This window comes from Streptosporangium sp. NPDC002721, from assembly GCF_042888905.1.
GTDB lineage: Bacteria > Actinomycetota > Actinomycetes > Streptosporangiales > Streptosporangiaceae > Streptosporangium.
The window spans coordinates 1-18,058 of the sequence record NZ_JBIAQI010000007.1; the positions used below are offsets into that span (position 1 = coordinate 1).

Here is an 18,058-nt window from a genome sequence, read left to right on the forward strand (position 1 = left end):
ACTCCTGCCCACCCCCCCCCCCCCTCTTTATTCCCCCCCCCCCGCAAACCCCTTTTTTACAATTTTTTGCACTAAGCCTCCCCTCGGGGGGGGGGTTTTTTTTTTTTTTCCCCCCCCCCACCACGCTCGTTACTGGCCTGATCAAGGGCAGCCTGGCCCTCGAACATCAAGACCTTCCACAGCCGGGCATGTTCGGTAGTGGCCACCCAACACTCTAAGATTCTGCGACCGACCGAAGACCCCCTACCGGGAGAACTTCTTACGTACGGCTCCCCGGAGGATCTGGCCGGGCCGCTGCTGCTCCCCGTGCAGGGAGGTCAGGATGACGATCGTCCCGGTGAGGGCCGGAATGACCCACTGCATGAGGCGCAACTGCTGCTGCGTCCTGGCGACGTCGTCCGGGGTCTCCTTGTCGGGCTTCACCGCGCCCTCCACGGGCACGTCACCCGCGTCCTGGAGTTTGACCCCGAGCACCCCGCTGTAGGCGGTCGCGGCCAGCGCGGCGACGGTCAGCGCGGCCTTGGCCGCGGTGCTCGCCCCCACCCCCTGCTGGTGCGCCACGCGCTGCTTGTTGGCCGCCAGCAGGCCGGCCGAGCCGATGAGGAAGGCGCCGATGCCCACGGCGTTGACCGGCCGCCAGCGCCCCCATCCCACGTTCGCCACCCGCAGGCGCTCGCTCCTGTCACTGACCACGTTGGCAGCGCCGTTGAGGCCGATCGCGCCCATCAACGAGCCCCCGAACCAGGCGGCCAGCCCTACATCGTGCATCGCGCGCACGACCGTATTGCGTTCCATGCTTCTCCCCCTCGTCACCAGCGCTGGACTCACGATCTACTACGGTATGTATCGCACCGTTACTCACTGTGATGGGAGTTGATTACCCGGTTCCGCTCGCGCGATCCGCTTGTGAGCTGATGTCCGCATCAAGGTTGCGGCTGCGAACGGTCAGGAAGGGGAATCACCCGGGAAGAGACGGGCGTCGAGGAACGGGTTGCGGAACTTGCCCGTGGGGTCGAGGTCGGCGGCGAGCCGCCGGAAGTCCGGCAGCCGGTCGTACAGGGAGGCCAGGCGCTCGGGCCCCATCAGGAAGAGTTTCCCCCAGTGGGGACGGGCCTCGAAGGGCTCCAGCAGCCCCTCGACCACGGCGATCACCCGGCTCACCGCGGGCCAGTCCTTCTTCCAGGTGAAGTGGACGGCGACGACGTCCTCGCGGTAGGAGGTGCTCAGCCACAGGTCGTCCGCCGCGACGGTGCGGATCTCCGAGATCTGCAGGACGGGGGCGATGACGTCCCCGGCCGCGTCCAGCGCGCGGAGCGCGGCGAGGGCGTGGCGGCGCGGCAGCAGATACTCCGACTGGAGCTCCTCCCCGCTGCTCGGGGTGAAGTCCAGGCGGAAGTGCGGCAGCCGGTCGTACCAGGGGCCGGGCACGCCCATCTGCGCGGTGCAGTTGACGGCGGGCATGTCCGGCAGCGGGTGCCGGTCGGCCGTCGCCGCCGTGGCCCCCAGCCAGCGCGGCGCCGGCTCCCACGGACCGGACTCGTCGTCGCGGCGCTTCACCCACACCTGGTCGATCATCCCGGAACCGGTCCAGCCGGTGAACAGGCTCACGCTGTACGCGGCCGAGAGGATCTCCTCGAAGTGCTCCTCCAACCGCGCCCACGGCAGGTTCTCGTAGACGTACTGCCGCACCTCGAAGGCCGGGACGACGTCGAGGACGACCCTGGTGACGACGCCCAGCGCGCCGAGGGCGACGACGGCCCCGGCGAAGCGGTCGCCGTCCTTCTCCCTGCCGAGGACGGTGATCTCGCCGTCGGCGGTGACCAGTTCGAGGCCGGAGACGGCGGTGGCCAGGTTGCCGTTGGCGACGCCGGAGCCGTGCGTGGCCGTGGCGCAGGCGCCGGCGACCGAGATGTGCGGCAGGGAGCCGAGGTTGGGCAGCGCGTAGCCCTGGCCGTGCAGCCACCGGCTCAGCTCGCCGTAGCGCACGCCGCCGCCCACCGTGACCGTGCCCCGCGCCGGGTCGAGCTCGAAGTCGGCGGGCAGGCCCTCCAGCGAGACGAGGTCACCACCGGGACGGTCGGCGATCTCGTTGAAGGAGTGGCGGGTGCCGAGCGCCCGGACGGCACCGCTGCCGGCGACCAGTTCCTGGAGCTCCTCGACACGGCCGGGACGGTGGAACCGCGCGGCGCCGTAGGTGATGTTGCCCGCCCAGTTCAGCCGTTCTCTGGTCACGATGTGCCCTCTCTACGCCTCACGTCAGGCCGTACGCGGCGGATGCGCGCCACACGCGGGCTCACGCGGATGACCGTGAGGGGCACGGGTCGCGGCCGGGCGGTCGTGGCCGTGCGGGGCACGGCTCATGGCCAGTGATCATCCGAGGCGCGACGGCGGGCATCGCCGCACCCAGGGTAGTTCAGGAATTCCGGTACGAACGCCGCGAGTCGCTACCGTCCGCGCCCGGCGCACTCGATGCAGGTCCGGGCGACCGGGCGTGCCTTGAGGCGCGCCAGGGCGATGGGCCGCCCGCAGTCGTCGCACACGCCGTAGGTGCCCCGTTGAAGCCGCTCGGTCATCTCGTCGAGGGCTCCGAGGTGATCTCGCGCCCGGTCGAGCAGGGACTGCAGGTGGGACCGTTCGAAGGCGATCGTCGCGCCCTCCGGGTCGTGCTCGTCGTCGTTGGCCACCTGCGCCGACGAGTCGACGAGGTCGTCCCAGTCGCGCGTCAGCGCCTCGATCTGGGCCACCGTGCTCTCGCGCTCGGCGGTCAGGAGATCTCGCATGGCCGCCCGCTGAGAAGAGGACAGCACGGTTCCGGAAGGCTGCTTGCCCATCGCCGTCTCACCCCGTCCTACCGAGGATCCGCTCCTGGCCACGGGCACCGCCGGTTCGTGACGCGAGGCCGCTGACCTGGGACTTCTCACCAGTTTACGGCTCGCGGGGCTGTTCCCGGCCCCGGGTACGGCCGTTCCCGGCCGCCGCTCAGGGCCGGAAACGGCCCGTACGGCGGCCGGGAACGTCCCCGCCGCCCTACGGACCCCGCCCTGGAGACCGGCGGTCGTCCGCCCGGCATCGGGCTTTCGGCCGCTCCGTCCGGGTTCTCTTCGGCCTCTCCGGTCTCCCTGACCTCCGTGGTCGCTGTGACACCTGTGACACCGATTGGCCGTCACATGTCCCGGGACGCCGGGCGGGTCCGGGACACGTGTTTCAAGGACGGGTTCCAGGGGGTCGTGGGACGTTGTAGAAGGAGAAGACCGCCCCGGTCGCGGCGCGCAGCTCGCAGTAGTTGCTGAAGGTCCGCTGGTATCGGATGTAGCGGCCGTTCCAGATGCCGTGCGCGGACACGGTGATGGGGTCGTAGTGCCTCGGGCAGGCCGCCCACGGCAGCCTGATGTAGGCGGGGTTGCCCCGCGCCCGGCCCAGCAGCATGCACGCCTGCGCCCCATAGGGGTGCGCGCCGGACAGCGGCATGCACCCGAGCCGGACGGTGCGTGTCCTGCCCCGGTGCGTGACGGTCAGCGTGAGGCGCTTGGTGTTCGGACCGAACGTCGGGCCGTCGAAGGGCGGGCGGGGCGGAATCGGGATCGGCCTGGGGGGAATCGGGATCGGCCAGGGCGGAATCGGCTGGCCCCACGGCGGAGGAGCCACGGTCGGCTGGATAGGCCGGGGCGGGATCGGGATCGGCCTGGGGGGAATCGGCCTGGGCGGGGTCGGATGCACCCACGACGGCATGGGCACAGGCTCCGGGTTCGGGCGAGGCGGCCACGGGGGCGGATCGACGATCGCCTGGGCCACGAACGGGTCTGGTGCTTGGTGCGGTGGCTGCGCGTCCGCGGCGGCGGTGGTACCGCCGAGGATGACGAGCCCGGCGGTGGCCAGGCCGAAAATGCATCGCATGAATTCCCCCGATAAATACGAATTTCGTAAATGACCGAAAATGTCGCTTTCGGTTGGTTCGGAGGGAGCGAGTTATACCCTGAGCTGCAAAGAGGCTATGTCGATGATGTTGTGATGTCTCGCAGCGACTCGCCATGGAATGCCGTGAATTCGTCGGTCGGCAAACCTCGGGGCGGTCGTTCGGAAAGGAGCTCGCGAGCAGGCCGGTGTCACCGATCCGTGTCGAGAGAAGCCGGGTTCGCGGCGACTCTCGCGGTCGCGGCATTCACCGCCGCTCGTGCGCCGCGGGGGCCAGGGTACGGCCTCCGCCCCGAGGCCACGCGCGTCCCGGTACCGAGGGACGCGCGGAGACGACTCGACCGCGCCCGGGCGGTTCTTCGCGGTGGGCGCGGTCGGGTGGGCGACGTCGGTGCCTTGTGGGCGGCTGTCGAACCTCGCACGGCAGGTCGTGCCGTACAGGCGGGGCTGTGGGAGCGGACGCGGGGCGGCGCGGCTGGGACCGCGTCGTCCGGGTGGGAGGCGCGCGGGCGGCGCGGGGGCCGTGCCGCCCGGACCCGGTCCGCTAGCGGGAGGCGCGGTTGACCGCGGAGATGACCGCCTTGAGCGAGGCGGTGGTGGTGTTGGAGTCGATGCCGACCCCCCACAGGGTCCGTCCGGCGATCTCGCACTCGATGTAGGAGGCGGCCTTGGCGTCGGTCCCGGCGCTCATGGCGTGCTCTGCGTAGTCGAGGACACGCACCTGGACACCGACCCGGGCCAGGGCGTCGCAGAAGGCGGAGATGGGGCCGTTGCCGACTCCCTCGACCTCGCGGATCTCACCGTCGAGGCGCAGGTCGGCGCTGATGGCGTCCTTCCCGTCGCCCCTGGAGGTGCTCCGGTGGGCCAGCAGGCCCAGGCGGCCCCACGGGCTGGCCGGGTTGGGCAGGTACTCGTCGGTGAAGACCTCCCACATCCGCGCGGCGTTCACCTCGCCGCCGACGGCGTCGGTGTGGTTCTGGACAGCGCGGGAGAACTCGATCTGCAGGCGACGCGGCAGGTCCAGGTGGTGGTCGGCCTTCATGATGTAGGCGACCCCGCCCTTGCCCGACTGGCTGTTGACCCGGATGACCGCCTCGTACGTGCGGCCGATGTCCTTGGGGTCGATCGGCAGGTACGGGACCGCCCAGGTGAACTCCTCGACCGGGACTCCGGCGGCGGCCGCGTCGCGCTCCAGGTGCTCGAAGCCCTTCTTGATGGCGTCCTGGTGGGAGCCGGAGAAGGCGGTGTAGACGAGCTCGCCGCCCCACGGGTGACGCGGGTGGACGGGCAGCTGGGTGCAGTACTCGGTGACCCGGCGGATCTCGTCGATGTCGGAGATGTCGACCTCGGGGTCGACGCCCTGGGAGAACAGGTTCATGCCCAGCGTGACCAGGCAGACGTTGCCGGTGCGCTCGCCGTTGCCGAACAGGCAGCCCTCGATCCGGTCGGCCCCGGCCATGTAGCCCAGCTCGGCGGCGGCGACGGCGGTGCCGCGGTCGTTGTGGGGGTGCAGGGACAGCACGATCGAGTCGCGGTAGGCCAGGTTGCGGTGCATCCACTCGATCTGGTCGGCGTAGACGTTGGGCGTGGCCATCTCGACGGTGGCGGGCAGGTTGAGGATGACCTTGCGGTCGGGGGTGGGCTGCCAGACGTCGTTGACCGCGTCGCAGACCTCCACGGCGTACTCCAGCTCGGTGCCGGTGAAGGACTCCGGGGAGTACTGGAAGTAGATCTCCGTGTCGTCCATCTCGGCGGCCAGCTTCTTGCAGAGCTTGGCCCCCTCGACCGCGATCGCGGTGATGCCCTCGCGGTCCTGGCCGAAGACGACCCGGCGCTGGAGGGTGGAGGTGGAGTTGTAGAGGTGGATGATCGCCTGCTTGGCCCCGCGTACCGACTCGAAGGTCCGCTCGATCAGCTCGGCCCTGGCCTGGGTCAGGACCTGGATCACCACGTCGTCGGGGATCAGGTCCTCTTCGATGATCTGCCGTACGAAGTCGAAGTCGGTCTGGGAGGCGGCGGGGAAGCCCACCTCGATCTCCTTGTAGCCCATCTTCACCAGCAGCTCGAACATCTTGAGCTTGCGGTGGGCGTCCATCGGGTCGATCAGCGCCTGGTTGCCGTCACGCAGGTCGACGGCGCACCACCGGGGGGCCCGGTCGATGACCTTGCCGGGCCAGGTGCGGTCGGCCAGCTGGATCGGCGCGAAGGACTCATAGCGCTTGAACGGCATGGGGCTGGGTTGCTGCTGCGGATACATGCAAGGCTCCTCGACTGGGAAAACAATCGTGGCCGACGCGCATGGCTCGCTCCGCGACGAGGGAGCCGGCCTCTACAGGCCCTCGTCGCGGCAGCTAAGAAGCAGGCCGCGCAGCATGCCTAGCACGTTAGCAGACGTCTCAGGATGCCCGGGCCTCGGTCTCACATGGCGGGACTCGAAGATCCCCGGCGTCACGGCCGGGGAGGGGACCTCCGGCAGCGCGCCCGTGGACGGAGCTTCTGGCCCTTCGCCCACAGCGAGGGGCCTTGGCATCTCGCCCGTGGAGGGTCCTTGGGACCGCGTCCGTGGAAGAGGTCTTTGGCAGCGCGCTTTTGGAGGAATCGCCGCGGCCCGGGGTGGGAGGGCTCCGGGCCGCGGGGGCGGCCGGTCAGGCGATGCGCTGGATCATCGTGTTGCTGATCTGGTAGCGGTATCCCGCGTCGAGCACCGCCCGGTCCTGCTCGGGGCTGGTGCCGAACGGCGAGCCGTACAGCCACACGAAGCCCGGCGCCTCGCGGCCGGTGACCTTCTCGACGGCCCGGCGCGGCGCGAAGATCTCCCGTTCGACGTCGGCCGGGGTGACGACCTTGGAGATCTGCTCGTGGGAGCCGGTGTGCGGGATCACCAGGTGCCGCTCCGCGATCTGGGCGACCTGGTCCCAGGTCATGGCCAGCCGCTCGGCGCCTCGCTCCTCCTCCACCAGGTCGATGTCGTGCGCGTCGGCGAAGGCGCGCTGCTCGGGGACCGGGCAGTCGATGAAGCGGGTGATGATCGGGAACCAGGCGGTGATGCCCAGCTCGTCGCAGATCGGCGCCGCGACGGTGGCGTTGTTGAGGTATCCCTCGTAGAAGACGGGGATGAACCCCGGCCGGTCGAGGTCCCACTCGCCCGTGGCGTAGAACCGGTCGAGATCCTCCAGCGTGACGCAGGCGAACGAGGCCGCGTAGGCGGCGAGCTCCTCGCGGAGCCGGTCGGCCGTCGATTCCGGGGTGTTGTGGTAGTTGACGACCCGCAGGTAGCGGCCCTCGTCCATCGCCGTGCGGTAGCCCGCGAACCCGCCGCTCATGCCCGGCCCTCCTCGTCGAAGTGGACGCGTGCCACCACGGTGAGCACCGAGGCGAGCGCCGCGAGATCGCCGTCGTCCGCGCCGGGGCGCAGCCGCTCGGCGTAGTGGCCGGTGATCCGGCCGAGCTCCGGGCCGTCCGAGCGGTCGGCCGCTCCGGGGAACCGGCCGGTCAGGTCCTCCAGGGCGAGGAACATCGGGATTCCCTCGCGCTCCAGGGCCCGCTGCTCGCAGTCGGCCAGGACCCCCTCGGGATCGGGGTGCGGGACGTATCGGCCGCTCATGTGTCATCTCCTTGGTGTGCCGGGTGCAGAACGCGCAGCAGGTGGGCGACCTGGGCGGCGACCGCGTCGCGGCCAGCGCCGAGGTAGCCGCGCGGGTCGACCTTCTCCGGGCGGTCCGCCAGGCTGCCGCGGACGGCCGCGGTGAACGCCTTGTTGAGGTGGGTGGCGATGTTGATCTTCGTCATGCCGTGCCGCACGGCCCGCGCGAGACCGTCGTCGGGCACTCCCGAGGAGCCGTGCAGCACGAGCGGGACGGGAACGGCGTCGCGGAGGGCGGTGATGAGGTCGAAGTCGAGCACGGCGTCGCGGGTGAGCATCGCGTGCGAGGAGCCGACGGCCACCGCGAGCGCGTCGACCCCGGTGGCCTCGACGTAGGCGGACGCCTGGTCCGGCTCGGTACGGGCGCCGGGCGCGTGCACCCCGTCCTTGCCGCCGATCTCGCCGAGTTCCGCCTCGACGAGGACCCCGCGCCGCCGCGCCCGCGCCACCACCTCCGCGGTGGCGGCCACGTTGTCGGCGTACGGGAGCGCGGAGGCGTCGAACATGACCGAGCCGAAGCCCAGCTCGACGGCCTCGTCGACCAGGCCGGGGCGGGTGGCGTGGTCGAGGTGGACCGCGACCGGCACGGTGGCGGCCCGCGCGATGGCCAGGCAGGCCGCCCCGATCGGGGCCAGCGCCCCGTGGTAGGCGACGGTGTTCTCGCTGAGCTGCAGGATCACCGGCAGCCCGGCCTCCTGGGCGCCGGAGACGATGCCCTCGGCGTGCTCGATCTGGATGACGTTGAAGGCACCCGTCCCGGTCCCGGATCTCCGGGCCTCGGCGACGATCTCCCCCGTCGGGGTCAGCGGCACGGTGTGCCCTCGCTTTCTTCGTGGGCGTCCTCGGCCCGGACGTCCTCGGCCCGGACGCGGTCGAGGCGGACACGGCCGACGTGGCCGAGATAGGGCTCGGGGTCGATCCGCCCCGCGACGGGATGGCCGACCGCGGCGGCCGACAGGGCGGCGGCCTGGACGAGGGCGTACGGCCAGTCCCAGCCGCTCACCAGGCCGAGCGCCAGCGCGGCCACGGCCGCGTCGCCCGCGCCGGTGGGGTTGCCTCCCAGCACCTCGGGAGGCACGGCTCTCCACCGTCCGTCGGGAGTGTCGGCGTACAGCCCGCGCGGGCCGTCGGAGACCACCACCGCGCGGGCCCCCTCCCCGCGCATCCAGGCGGCTCCCTTGGCGAGGCCGGACGGGTCGGCGGAATCACCGGGAGCACCGGGAGCACCGGGGAGGCGCGCGGCCGGTGAGGCGGGATCCTCGGCGGAGGCGGACAGCGCGTCGGCCAGCTCGGCGGCGTTCGGCTTCACGACCTCGGGACCGGCCGGGAGCGCCAGCCGGAGCGCCGTCCCGCCCGCGTCGAGGACGGCGGGCACGTCGTACCCGCCGGCCAGCCGGACGAGGGTCGCGTAGGCGTCCGGCGGGAGCCCGGGGGGCAGGCTGCCGGAGAGGACCACGACCGAGGCCTCGGGCAGCAGGCCCTCCAGCCGGTCGCGCAGGCTCTTCCACTCCCCCGGCGTGACGGCCGGTCCCGGCTCGTTGAGCATGGTGACCGTCCCGGCCCCGCCGTCGACGACGGCGACCGTGCGGCGGGTCTCCCCGGCGCAGGCCACGAACGCGTGGCCGATCCCCGCCCTGTCGAGATCGGCCAGCAGCTCCCCGCCGGTCGCCCCTCCGGCGAGGCCGAGCGCCACGACCTCCGTCCCCCTCGCGGCCTTCCCCACGCTTCCGAACCCTGCGGAGAAGGTGTCCCCGGCCGTACCGAGGAGCCGGAGGATCCGGGCGACGTTGACGCCCTTGCCTCCGGCGTGGGCGGACGTCCTCGTGACACGGTTGGTGGCGTCGACGACCAGCGCGTCGACCTCGTAGGTGACGTCGAGCGCGGGGTTGAGGGTGACGGTGACGATCACGGCAGGGCACCCCGGCCGGTGGCGACGGCACCGGGGTCCGGCCAGCTCACCAGCACCAGGTCGGGGTCCAGGCCGAGCCCCTCCGCGAGGAGCGTGCCCGCCCTCGCGACCGCCTCGCGCATCGCCGCCGCCTCGCGGAGCCGCCCGCGGACCACGATGACCGCCCCGGCGTCGACGACGGGCTCCGTGCTTCCGGCCGGAACCTCGGGATCGTGGCCGGAGGCGATCCGCTGGACGATCACCGCTCCCGCCGGGAGGCCGAGCGCCCGGCCGAAGGCCCCGGCCAGGCTTTCCGCGAGCGGCGCGGGTACCGGATGTGCGGTGACGAGCTGGAGGAAGGGCATGGCGGCTCACTCGGCGGTGGGGAACGGGCGGGCGGGCACGGGGAGGGCTACTCGACGACGACCGAGCGGGACAGGTGTTCCGGGGTGTCGCACTCCAGGCCGCGCGCGCGGGCGTAGGCGATCGCGAGGCGGTGGACCCGTACCAGCTCGGCCTGGGGGTCGGCGCCGGCCACGCGGAGGGTGGCGCCGGTGGCGGCGACGGCGTCGACGACGTCGGCGGGCGGCTGGGTGAGCGACCACACGAGGGTGCGCGGCCCCGCGCAGGCGATGGGGCCGTGCCGGTATTCGAGCGTGGCGTACGACTCCGTCCACAGCCGGGCGGCCTCGCGGCACTTGAGCGCGGCCTCCTCGGCGAGCCCGCGGGTCCAGCCGGTGCCGAGGAAGACCAGGTGGTCGTAGTCGGCGGGGTCGGCGACCAGCGGCTCGGCGAGAGCCGCCGCGGCCCCGGCGGGCAGGCCCTGGACGTCGTCGCCGACGGAGGCGCGCAGGAGGGCGAGGGCGGAGGTGGCGAACCGGGTCTGCACCACGGAACGCTCGTCGGCGAAGTCGAGCAGGACCTGCCGGTGGGTGACCTCGGTGATCGGGGAGCCGGGCGTGCCGGTCACCGCGATCGTGGTCATGCGCTCCGACAGCTCGCGCGCCAGCCGTACGAGGTCGCTGGTGGTGCCGGAGCGGGAGAGCAGGACGGCCACGTCGTAGGGGTCGGTGTCGTCCAGCTCGGTGGCGATCGCGGCGCGGGTGCGGCCCTGTCCGAGACGCTGCCGCAGGCGGGCGTAGGAGTCGAGGATGTAGTAGGAGGTGCCGCAGCCTACGGCGAGCACGTTGGCGCCCGGCTCCGGCAGGTCACCGCGCAGGCTCGGGGCGACGTCGAGGACCCGTTGCCAGATCTCCGGCTGGCTCTCGACCTCGGCCTGCGTCTGGCGGGCGAGAAGAGGCTCGGTCGTGGTCGTCACTGCTGGTTCTCCTGTGGGTGGGTGAGGGTCGAGTCGGTGAACGGGTGGGAGCCCGGCCCGGCGGTCGCGGCCAGGTCGACGACGGTCAGGGTCGCGGCGAGCGCGTCCGCCTGGGCCGCGTCGGGCTGGGCGGCGGTGCCGCCCGATCCCTGGGTGGACAGGGCCCCGCAGGCGGAGGCCGTACGGAGGGCGGCGGGGAGGTCCCTGCCCGCGAGCAGCGCGGTGAGCAGGCCCGCGTCGAAGGAGTCTCCGGCGCCGGTGGTCTCCAGCGGGGTGATCTCGGGCGCGGTGACGCTCAGGCGGGTGCCGTCGGGGCGGTGCAGCAGGGCTCCGTCGGCCCCGCACTTGACCACCGCGCCGGTGCCGAGCGAGGCGAGCACCGCCGCGGCCTCGTGCGCCGACCCCAGGCCGGGGTGCCCGGAGGCGGCGGCGATGCGCAGGGCCTCGGCCTCGTTGGGCAGCAGGTAGTCGACGAGCGGGAGCAGGGCGGGCAAGCCCTGGTCGAAGGAGCGGCCGGGGTCCCAGTTGGGGTCGATCGACGTGGTGAGGCCGCGCTCCCTGGCCGCGCGCAGCAGGCCGGGCAGTCCGGGCCACAGGTCGTGCTGGAGGAAGTAGGAGCTGACGTGAAGGTGCCTGGCGGCGGCGATGGCCTCGGCGGGCACGTCGGAGGCGGCGAGGCGGCCGATCTCTCCGGGGAAGGTGAGGATCGACCGGTCGCCCCGGGCGCCCAGGACGACGCTCATGCCGGTGCGACGGCCGGGCCTGCGCAGGCAGTACCTTGTGTCCACCCCCCGCTCGCGCAGCCGGTCGAGGACGAACTCGCCGAGCCAGTCGTCGCCGACCACCCCGACCATGGCGACGCGGGCGCCGAGGCGGGCCGCTCCGCAGGCGGTGATGGCCCCGGAGCTGCCGAGGACGATCGTGGCGTCCTCCACGATCTCCTCAACCTGCCCGAACGTCGGCCGAACGTCACCGCACTCCACGATGACGTCGGCGTTGAGCTCTCCGACCACAAGGAGATCCATGTCAGTCATGCCGCCTCACGTGCTGGTCATCGGGGGGACGGGAATCCTGTCCCCGGCGGTGCGGGTGCTGGTGGACAGGGGGTCGCGCGTCTCGGTGGTGTCGCGGTCGGGGCACGGCGTGCCCGCCGGGGCCGACGCCGTGGTCGCGGACGTGACGCGGGTCGAGGCCCTCGCCGCCGCGCTCGACCGGGCGATCGGCGAGCGCGGGCCGCTGGGTCTCGCGCTGGCCTACCAGCCCTTCGCCCCCGCCGGGGCGTGGGCGGCGCTCGCCGCGCGGGTCCGCGGGCCGCTGGTGGCCCTGCTGACCAGCGGCCACGCCGCGCCCCTGGACGCGCCCGCGCCACCCCTGCCCGCGGGGGCCTCGTGGGCCGTGGAGGGCACCGAGGGATCCGAGGAATCCGGGGGCGCCGAGGTCCGGCACCTGCTGCTCGGCTGGCATCCCCGGGGCGCGGGCCTGCCCGCGCGCTGGCACACCCCGCGGGAGATCTCCGCGGCCACGCTCCAGGTCGCCGGCGTGGTCTTCTCCGCCGCCGACCTCGGGGCAGCCGACACAGTGTCCCCGGCCGCCGACCTCAAAGGCTCCGACACGGTGTCCTCTGCCACTGACCTCGGGGCAGCCGACACAGTGTCCTCGTCCGCCGAGCTCAGGGACCCCGACACCCTGTCCTCTGCCGCTGAATCCGGGGGTGCCGACGCGGTGTTCCCGGCTGCCGGGCCCGGGGGCGCCGGCGCGGCGGGCGAGGATGCAGGTGGTCCCGCCAGCGGGATGGGCGCGCCTGCGGACCTCGCGGTGCCCGGGAAGTCCGGGGAGTCCGGGGAGCCCGGGGAGCCCGGCCTGCCGGGGAGGCTCGGGAAGCCCGCGGTGCTGGGCGTCGTGCGGCCCTGGGACGGGCGCCCAGAGGGGTGACGCGTCGCGGTGCGTGCCCACGTGCCCTCCCCATGATCGCGAGCAATCAATTTACGTCAAAAACTCTCAGAGCTTTCGCTGCGAAACCGTACGCACCCTTCACAGGGCCTGTCAACATGCCGCAAGATCGGCGAGAGAAACCCTGATGCGTCGACAAAACTCCACGTCACAGAATAGCTGAGAGCTATTGACGCTTTCTGGATGAAGTTGATAGGAACAGCGATACCCCGACCGGACCCCCCGAGGAGAGCCCATGCAACTCAACCGTCGCCAGCTCCTGCGCGCGGCAGGCACCACGGTGGTCGGCGCGGCCGCCACCGGCGCACTCGCGGCGTGCGGCGCCTCTTCCTCCCCCTCCTCCCCAGCGGGCGGCGCGGGAGCCCCGACCGGCACCCTCACCTTCTCGGTCTGGGGCTCGGACGCCGAGATGGGCGCCTTCAACTCCATCGCCCGGGCCTTCGAGCAGCAGAACGCCGGGACGAAGATCAAGGTCGAGCAGCTGCCGTACGAGCAGATGCGTCCCACCCTCGACGCGAGGCTGCAGTCGGGCCAGGGGCCCGACCTGTTCCGCGTCACCTACAACGACATCGGCATCTACAGCTCCCAGGGAGTGCTGCAGGATCTGAGCGCCACGGTCGGGAGTGACGGCGCGCAGTTCATCGACGCGCTGTGGGCCGGCGTCCAGTACGAGGGCAAGCCCTACGGGGTGCCGCACCACACCGACACCTCCGCGGTCCTCTACAACAAGGCCCACTTCGCCAAGGCCGGCATCAAGGAGGTGCCCTCCACGCTCGACACCGCGTGGACCTGGGAGGAGTTCATCGAGGTCGCCGAGAGGCTCAAGGCCGCGAACCCGGGCGGCGCCCCCTTCGGCGTCAACTGGCAGCAGTACGGCGCCTTCCGCTGGTTCAACTGGCTCTGGCAGTCGGGCGGCAGGGTGCTGTCGGCCGACGGCAAGAGCGTCGTCCTCGACTCCCCGCAGGCACGCGAGACGCTCGCCTTCACCAAGTCGTTCTACGACAGGGCGCTGATGCCGAAGAACATGATCGTCAAGACCTCCAACACCCCCGACCTGGTGTTCCCCTCAGGGAAGATCTCGATGGCGTTCGTCGGCGACTTCCTGCTGCCCGACATCGGCACCAGGGCCAAGGGCATGGAGTACGGCGCGACCTTCCTGCCGCGCGGAGCCGGCGGGGCGGCGTCCGACCTGGGCGGCAACGCCGTCGTGGTGACCACGCAGAGCAAGAGCCCCGACGCCGCGGCCGCGTTCGCCAAGTTCCTGGTCACCCCGGAGAACATGAAGCTGTTCTGCGAGAAGACCACCGTGCTGCCCTCGCGCAAGGACCTGGCCTCGGCCACGCTCGACTACGCCGTCTCCGCGGAGCTGATGCCGATCTTCCAGCAGCAGGCGACGACCATGCCGTCCGACCTGGTGAAGCTGGTGACCCTCTCCGGCTTCGCCGCCGTCAACGACTCGCTGGTCCAGCACCTGGAGGCGCACTTCACCGGCGGCCAGTCGGCCGACGACACGCTGAGCGCGCTTTCCCAGTCGATCCAGAAGGCGATCTCCGCCTGATTCGGCGTTCGACCCGGTTCGACACTCGACCCGATCCGGCGTGACCGGCTGAGGAGGCCCAAGGCAGATGACATCGGTGAGCAGCCCGGCGAGGCCGGGCCCGGCCGCCGGGCCCGGCGCGGGGAGGACCCCCCGCCCCGGCGACGGCCACGGATTCCTGCGGACCAGGAAGGTCCGCGAGGCGATCACGGGACTGGCCTTCGCCGGCCCCGCCCTGGTGGTCTTCGCGGTGTTCATGTTCTGGCCGCTGGTCAGGATCTTCTGGATCAGCCTCCAGAAGACCAGCGGCTTCGGCATCGCGAAGTTCATCGGCCTGGAGAACTACCGCGAGATCCTGGCGGATTCGATCTTCTGGGAGGCGCTGGCCAACACGGCCCTCTACACGGCGCTGTCGGTCCCGCTCTGCCTGGTGGCGGGGCTGGGCGCGGCGCTGCTGCTCAACCGGAGCATGCCGGCGCGGGGGCTGGTCCGGGCGATCTACTACATGCCCGCGGTCATCTCGGGCGTGAGCAGCGCCCTCATCGCCGCCTGGATGTTCAACGAGGACCTGGGGATCGTCAACGAGCTGCTGGGCGCGGTGGGCCTGGGGCCGGTGCCCTGGCAGTCGGAGGGCCTGCCCGCGATGATCTCGCTGGTGCTGGTCAGCCTCTGGATCGGGCTGGGTTTCAACATGGTCGTCTACCTCGCGGCGCTGCAGGGCATCCCCCGGGAGGTCTACGAGGCGGCGCGCTGCGACGGCGCCTCCTGGTGGCAGACCCTGCGGTCGATCACGATCCCCTCGCTGGCGCCCACGACCTTCTTCCTGGTGGTGATCGGGATCATCAACTCCTTCCAGGTCTTCGACATCGTCTACGTGATGACCGGCGGCGGCCCGGGAAACTCCACCACGATGCTCGTCACCTACGCCTACTCCACCGGCTTCGAGCAGCGCCAGCAGGGTTACGCCTCGGCGATCGGCGTGCTGCTCTACCTGATCGTGCTGGTGATGACCGTCGTCCAGTGGCGGGTCAACCGCCGCAGGGACATCGCATGACATCGCGTGACATCGCGTGAGGAGACCGTCATGGCGGCACTGAACGCCCACGACAGCCGCACGGAGGACCGAGACCCGATGGTCACCACCACACAACGGCACCGGCCCCCCGGACCCAGGCCGGGAAAGGAGCGGGACCCGATGGTCACGGCGAGAGAGCGCCGGACCGCGCGCCTGCGGCTCGCCCTCGCGGTGACCGGCGCGATCGCGATGCTCTTCCCGGTCTACTGGATGGTCGTCACCGCGCTGTCCACCCCGGCCGACCTGCGCGGCTCGGAGCTGCACCTGTGGCCGACCTCCCTGAACTGGGCCAACTTCACCGGCCCGTGGGCCAAGTTCCCCTACCCCACCTGGATCCTCAACTCGCTGACGATCGCGGTGGGCGCGGTGGTGCTCACCGTGGTGATCAACCTGATGGCCGGGTACGCCTTCGCGAAGCTCCGCTTCCCCGGCCGCGACGTGCTCTTCCTGCTCGTCATCAGCACGCTGATGGTGCCGGTGCAGGTGGTGATGGTGCCGCAGTTCCAGCTGGTGGTCGACTTCGGGCTGATCGGCTCCGACTGGGGGGTGATCCTGCCGCGGCTGGCCGAGGCGTTCGGGCTGTTCATGGCCCGCCAGTTCATGATGGCCATCCCGGACGAGCTGATCGAGGCGGCCCAGGTCGACGGGGCGGGGCAGATGCGGATCTTCCGCCAGATCGTGCTGCCGCTCTGCCGTCCGCTGATCGCGGTGCTGGTGATCTTCACCTTCATGTGGCGCTGGAACGAGTTCGCCTGGCCGCTGATCGTCCTCAAGGACCCCGAGAGCTACACCCTCCAGGTCGGCCTGCTGTTCCTGAAGAACCAGTACGGCCAGGACTACGGCGCGCTGATGGCCATGTCGCTGGTGTCGATGATCCCCATGCTCGTGGTCTTCGCGCTCTTCCAGCGCCACTTCGTCGAGGGCATGGCCCGCTCGGGCATCAGGTGACGGGAATGAAAATGATCAATGTCTGCGTGACGCTCGACTTCGACGACGCCTGGCTCGCCGAGGTGGCCGCCGTCTCCCCCGGCGTCACCGTCTACAAGCACCTGGCGGCCTCGGCCGGGGAGATCCCCGCCGAGCTGCTGGCCCGCACCGACGTCCTCTACACCAACACCGCCTTCCCCACCGGCGCGCAGGCGCCTCGGCTGTCCTGGGTGCAGCTCGACACCTCGGGGTGCGACCACGTGAAGGGCACCGAGCTGTGGTCCTCCGGCATCCCGATCACCACAATCGGGGGCGTCTCCCCCAAGCCCCTCGCCGAGTACGTCCTGATGATGATCCTGGCGCACGCCCACCACCTGCCGGAGATCATCGGCCTGCAGGGCCGCTCGCACTGGCCCGACCTCAACTACCGCTGGAACCGCCTGATGCCCCGGCCTATCCCCGGCTCCACGGTGGGCGTGGTCGGCTACGGCCGGATCGGCAAGGAGATCGGCAGGCTCGCCCACGCCTTCGGGATGAGGGTGATCGGCATGCGGCGCGGCCTGCCCCGCGAGGGCGAGCGGTTCAGCGACTCCGCCGGGGAGGCCCCCGCCGAGGTGACGGGCCCGGAGGGGCTGCACTCGCTGCTGGCCCGCTCCGACTACGTCGTGCTCACCGTCCCGCACACCGACGAGACCCACCACCTGCTCGACGCCGAGGCGTTCGACCGGCTCAAGCCGGGGGCCGTGCTGATCAACGCGGCCCGCGGCGGGGTCGTCGACGAGGAGGCGATGCTGGCCGCGCTGCGCTCCGGCCGGCTCGGTTACGCCGCCCTCGACGTCTTCGCCGAGGAACCGCTCCCGGAGAGCAGCCCCTTCTGGCGTGAAAGTGATGTTCTGATCACCCCGCACGTGGCAGGATTCGCGCCCGGCTACCACGATCAGGTCCGCACGCTTTTCACCGAGAACCTGCGCCGTCTGATCGCCGGGGAGCCTCTCCTGAACCTGGTGGACAGAAAGGCCGGTTACTGATGCTGAGCGAGAAGCGCAGAAGCAAGCTCCTGCACTACGTGCGCGACAACGGGTCGGTCAGCGTCGACGACCTGGCGGAGTTGCTGAGCGTCAGCGTCTCGACGGTCCGGCGCGACCTCGACGAGATGGACGAGCGCGGCCTGCTGCGCCGCGTGCACGGCGGTGCGATCGCCGTCGGCGCCGAGTCGGCCGAGATCTCGATCATGGAGCGTGCCGTCCGCCACCTGGAGGAGAAGCACCGCATCGCCCAGGAGGCGGTCGGGCTCGTCGAACCGGGCAGCACCATCCTGCTCACCGGCGGCTCCACCACCGCCCAGATGGTCCCCTACCTGGCCTCGGTGCCCGACATCACCGTGGTGACCAACTCGATCGCCATCGCCCACGGGATCGGCACCACCACCGAGGACGTCCAGGTCCTCGTGCTGGGCGGGCTGCTGCGCAACGTCGAGCTCTCCCTGCTCGGCCACCTGACCACCCAGGCCCTCGCCGACATCCACATCGACCGGGCCTTCTTCAGCGCCTACGGGCTCGATCCCGAGTACGGCATGCTCGGCGCCCACCTCGCCGAGGCCGAGACCGACCGCAACATGATCGCGGCCGCCCGGCACCTCGTGGTCCTCGCCGACCACAGCAAGTTCGACCAGCGCAGCGCGGTGCGGATCGCGCCGGTGTCGCGCATCGGCACCGTGGTCACCGACGCCCACGCGCCCGCGGAGGCGGTCGCGGCGCTGCGAGCCCGCGACATCGTCGTCATCCAGGCCTAGACAGGCTCAGATCGGA

The 18,058-nt window shown here is 71.5% G+C and carries 18 protein-coding genes; 6 read left to right on the forward strand and 12 right to left on the reverse strand.

Annotation, left to right across the window (positions count from 1 at the left end):
* Positions 1–243: 243 nt before the first annotated feature.
* The 12 genes from ACFYWM_RS10760 to ACFYWM_RS10815 all read right to left on the reverse strand — a co-directional run bounded on the left by ACFYWM_RS10760 (position 244) and on the right by ACFYWM_RS10815 (position 11,795).
* Positions 244–795: a hypothetical protein gene (locus ACFYWM_RS10760; protein WP_389911933.1), complete on the reverse strand. Its 552-nt coding sequence runs from the start codon at positions 793–795 to the stop codon at positions 244–246.
* A 150-nt stretch (positions 796–945) separates the two neighbouring features.
* Positions 946–2,232 carry an FAD-binding protein gene (locus ACFYWM_RS10765; RefSeq protein WP_389911935.1) on the reverse strand — a complete coding sequence of 429 codons (1,287 nt, stop codon included), beginning with the start codon at positions 2,230–2,232 and terminating at the stop codon, positions 946–948.
* Between the two features lie 212 nt (positions 2,233–2,444).
* Positions 2,445–2,831, reverse strand: coding sequence for a TraR/DksA family transcriptional regulator (locus ACFYWM_RS10770; RefSeq protein ID WP_389911938.1), 387 nt, complete (start codon positions 2,829–2,831; stop codon positions 2,445–2,447).
* A 373-nt stretch (positions 2,832–3,204) separates the two neighbouring features.
* A complete protein-coding gene (locus ACFYWM_RS10775; RefSeq protein WP_389911940.1) occupies positions 3,205–3,645 on the reverse strand; it encodes an SSI family serine proteinase inhibitor in 441 nt (146 codons plus the stop codon).
* Between the two features lie 811 nt (positions 3,646–4,456).
* Complete coding sequence (leuA, locus tag ACFYWM_RS10780) at positions 4,457–6,169, reverse strand: 2-isopropylmalate synthase (protein WP_389911943.1); 1,713 nt, start codon at positions 6,167–6,169, stop codon at positions 4,457–4,459.
* A 388-nt stretch (positions 6,170–6,557) separates the two neighbouring features.
* Positions 6,558–7,235, reverse strand: a complete 678-nt coding sequence (locus tag ACFYWM_RS10785) for a polysaccharide deacetylase family protein (protein ID WP_389911946.1) — start codon at positions 7,233–7,235, stop codon at positions 6,558–6,560.
* Positions 7,232–7,516 (reverse strand): hypothetical protein, encoded by a 285-nt coding sequence (locus ACFYWM_RS10790; RefSeq protein WP_362870485.1) that lies wholly within the window; start codon positions 7,514–7,516, stop codon positions 7,232–7,234. Before ACFYWM_RS10790 ends, ACFYWM_RS10785 begins: the two co-directional genes overlap by 4 nt.
* Entirely contained in the window at positions 7,513–8,367 is an 855-nt protein-coding gene (locus ACFYWM_RS10795) for a ketose-bisphosphate aldolase (protein ID WP_389911950.1), read from the reverse strand. Before ACFYWM_RS10795 ends, ACFYWM_RS10790 begins: the two co-directional genes overlap by 4 nt.
* Complete coding sequence (locus ACFYWM_RS10800) at positions 8,358–9,464, reverse strand: 1-phosphofructokinase family hexose kinase (protein WP_389911953.1); 1,107 nt, start codon at positions 9,462–9,464, stop codon at positions 8,358–8,360. Before ACFYWM_RS10800 ends, ACFYWM_RS10795 begins: the two co-directional genes overlap by 10 nt.
* Positions 9,461–9,808: a hypothetical protein gene (locus ACFYWM_RS10805; RefSeq protein WP_389911955.1), complete on the reverse strand. Its 348-nt coding sequence runs from the start codon at positions 9,806–9,808 to the stop codon at positions 9,461–9,463. Before ACFYWM_RS10805 ends, ACFYWM_RS10800 begins: the two co-directional genes overlap by 4 nt.
* A gap of 47 nt (positions 9,809–9,855) precedes the next feature.
* The gene (locus tag ACFYWM_RS10810; RefSeq protein ID WP_389911958.1) at positions 9,856–10,761 is read right to left on the reverse strand and encodes an SIS domain-containing protein; all 906 of its coding nucleotides are present in this window, start codon (positions 10,759–10,761) and stop codon (positions 9,856–9,858) included.
* Entirely contained in the window at positions 10,758–11,795 is a 1,038-nt protein-coding gene (locus tag ACFYWM_RS10815) for a carbohydrate kinase family protein (RefSeq protein ID WP_389911961.1), read from the reverse strand. The genes ACFYWM_RS10810 and ACFYWM_RS10815 overlap by 4 nt, the downstream gene beginning before the upstream one ends.
* On the opposite strand from ACFYWM_RS10815, the gene ACFYWM_RS10820 reads away from it, so the two are divergent.
* The 6 genes from ACFYWM_RS10820 to ACFYWM_RS10845 all read left to right on the forward strand — a co-directional run bounded on the left by ACFYWM_RS10820 (position 11,785) and on the right by ACFYWM_RS10845 (position 18,042).
* A complete protein-coding gene (locus tag ACFYWM_RS10820) occupies positions 11,785–12,693 on the forward strand; it encodes a hypothetical protein (protein WP_389911964.1) in 909 nt (302 codons plus the stop codon). The genes ACFYWM_RS10815 and ACFYWM_RS10820 overlap by 11 nt on opposite strands.
* Before the next feature lie 253 nt (positions 12,694–12,946).
* Positions 12,947–14,269, forward strand: a complete 1,323-nt coding sequence (locus tag ACFYWM_RS10825; protein WP_389911967.1) for an ABC transporter substrate-binding protein — start codon at positions 12,947–12,949, stop codon at positions 14,267–14,269.
* A gap of 67 nt (positions 14,270–14,336) precedes the next feature.
* Positions 14,337–15,302 carry a carbohydrate ABC transporter permease gene (locus ACFYWM_RS10830; protein ID WP_389911970.1) on the forward strand — a complete coding sequence of 322 codons (966 nt, stop codon included), beginning with the start codon at positions 14,337–14,339 and terminating at the stop codon, positions 15,300–15,302.
* A 30-nt stretch (positions 15,303–15,332) separates the two neighbouring features.
* A complete protein-coding gene (locus ACFYWM_RS10835) occupies positions 15,333–16,271 on the forward strand; it encodes a carbohydrate ABC transporter permease (RefSeq protein WP_389911972.1) in 939 nt (312 codons plus the stop codon).
* Between the two features lie 5 nt (positions 16,272–16,276).
* Positions 16,277–17,278: a D-2-hydroxyacid dehydrogenase gene (locus tag ACFYWM_RS10840; protein WP_389911974.1), complete on the forward strand. Its 1,002-nt coding sequence runs from the start codon at positions 16,277–16,279 to the stop codon at positions 17,276–17,278.
* Positions 17,278–18,042 (forward strand): DeoR/GlpR family DNA-binding transcription regulator, encoded by a 765-nt coding sequence (locus tag ACFYWM_RS10845; protein ID WP_389911977.1) that lies wholly within the window; start codon positions 17,278–17,280, stop codon positions 18,040–18,042. The genes ACFYWM_RS10840 and ACFYWM_RS10845 overlap by 1 nt, the downstream gene beginning before the upstream one ends.
* Positions 18,043–18,058: the final 16 nt, after the last annotated feature.

Coding starts and splice junctions, on each gene's coding strand:
- ACFYWM_RS10760 (WP_389911933.1), bottom strand. CDS start 795: ATGGAACGCAATACGGTCGTGCGCGCGATGCACGATGTAGGGCTGGCC.
- ACFYWM_RS10770 (WP_389911938.1), bottom strand. CDS start 2,831: ATGGGCAAGCAGCCTTCCGGAACCGTGCTGTCCTCTTCTCAGCGGGCG.
- leuA (WP_389911943.1), bottom strand. CDS start 6,169: ATGTATCCGCAGCAGCAACCCAGCCCCATGCCGTTCAAGCGCTATGAG.
- ACFYWM_RS10785 (WP_389911946.1), bottom strand. CDS start 7,235: ATGAGCGGCGGGTTCGCGGGCTACCGCACGGCGATGGACGAGGGCCGC.
- ACFYWM_RS10790 (WP_362870485.1), bottom strand. CDS start 7,516: ATGAGCGGCCGATACGTCCCGCACCCCGATCCCGAGGGGGTCCTGGCC.
- ACFYWM_RS10805 (WP_389911955.1), bottom strand. CDS start 9,808: ATGCCCTTCCTCCAGCTCGTCACCGCACATCCGGTACCCGCGCCGCTC.
- ACFYWM_RS10820 (WP_389911964.1), top strand. CDS start 11,785: ATGTCAGTCATGCCGCCTCACGTGCTGGTCATCGGGGGGACGGGAATC.
- ACFYWM_RS10815 (WP_389911961.1), bottom strand. CDS start 11,795: ATGACTGACATGGATCTCCTTGTGGTCGGAGAGCTCAACGCCGACGTC.
- ACFYWM_RS10825 (WP_389911967.1), top strand. CDS start 12,947: ATGCAACTCAACCGTCGCCAGCTCCTGCGCGCGGCAGGCACCACGGTG.
- ACFYWM_RS10830 (WP_389911970.1), top strand. CDS start 14,337: ATGACATCGGTGAGCAGCCCGGCGAGGCCGGGCCCGGCCGCCGGGCCC.
- ACFYWM_RS10835 (WP_389911972.1), top strand. CDS start 15,333: ATGGCGGCACTGAACGCCCACGACAGCCGCACGGAGGACCGAGACCCG.
- ACFYWM_RS10840 (WP_389911974.1), top strand. CDS start 16,277: ATGAAAATGATCAATGTCTGCGTGACGCTCGACTTCGACGACGCCTGG.
- ACFYWM_RS10845 (WP_389911977.1), top strand. CDS start 17,278: ATGCTGAGCGAGAAGCGCAGAAGCAAGCTCCTGCACTACGTGCGCGAC.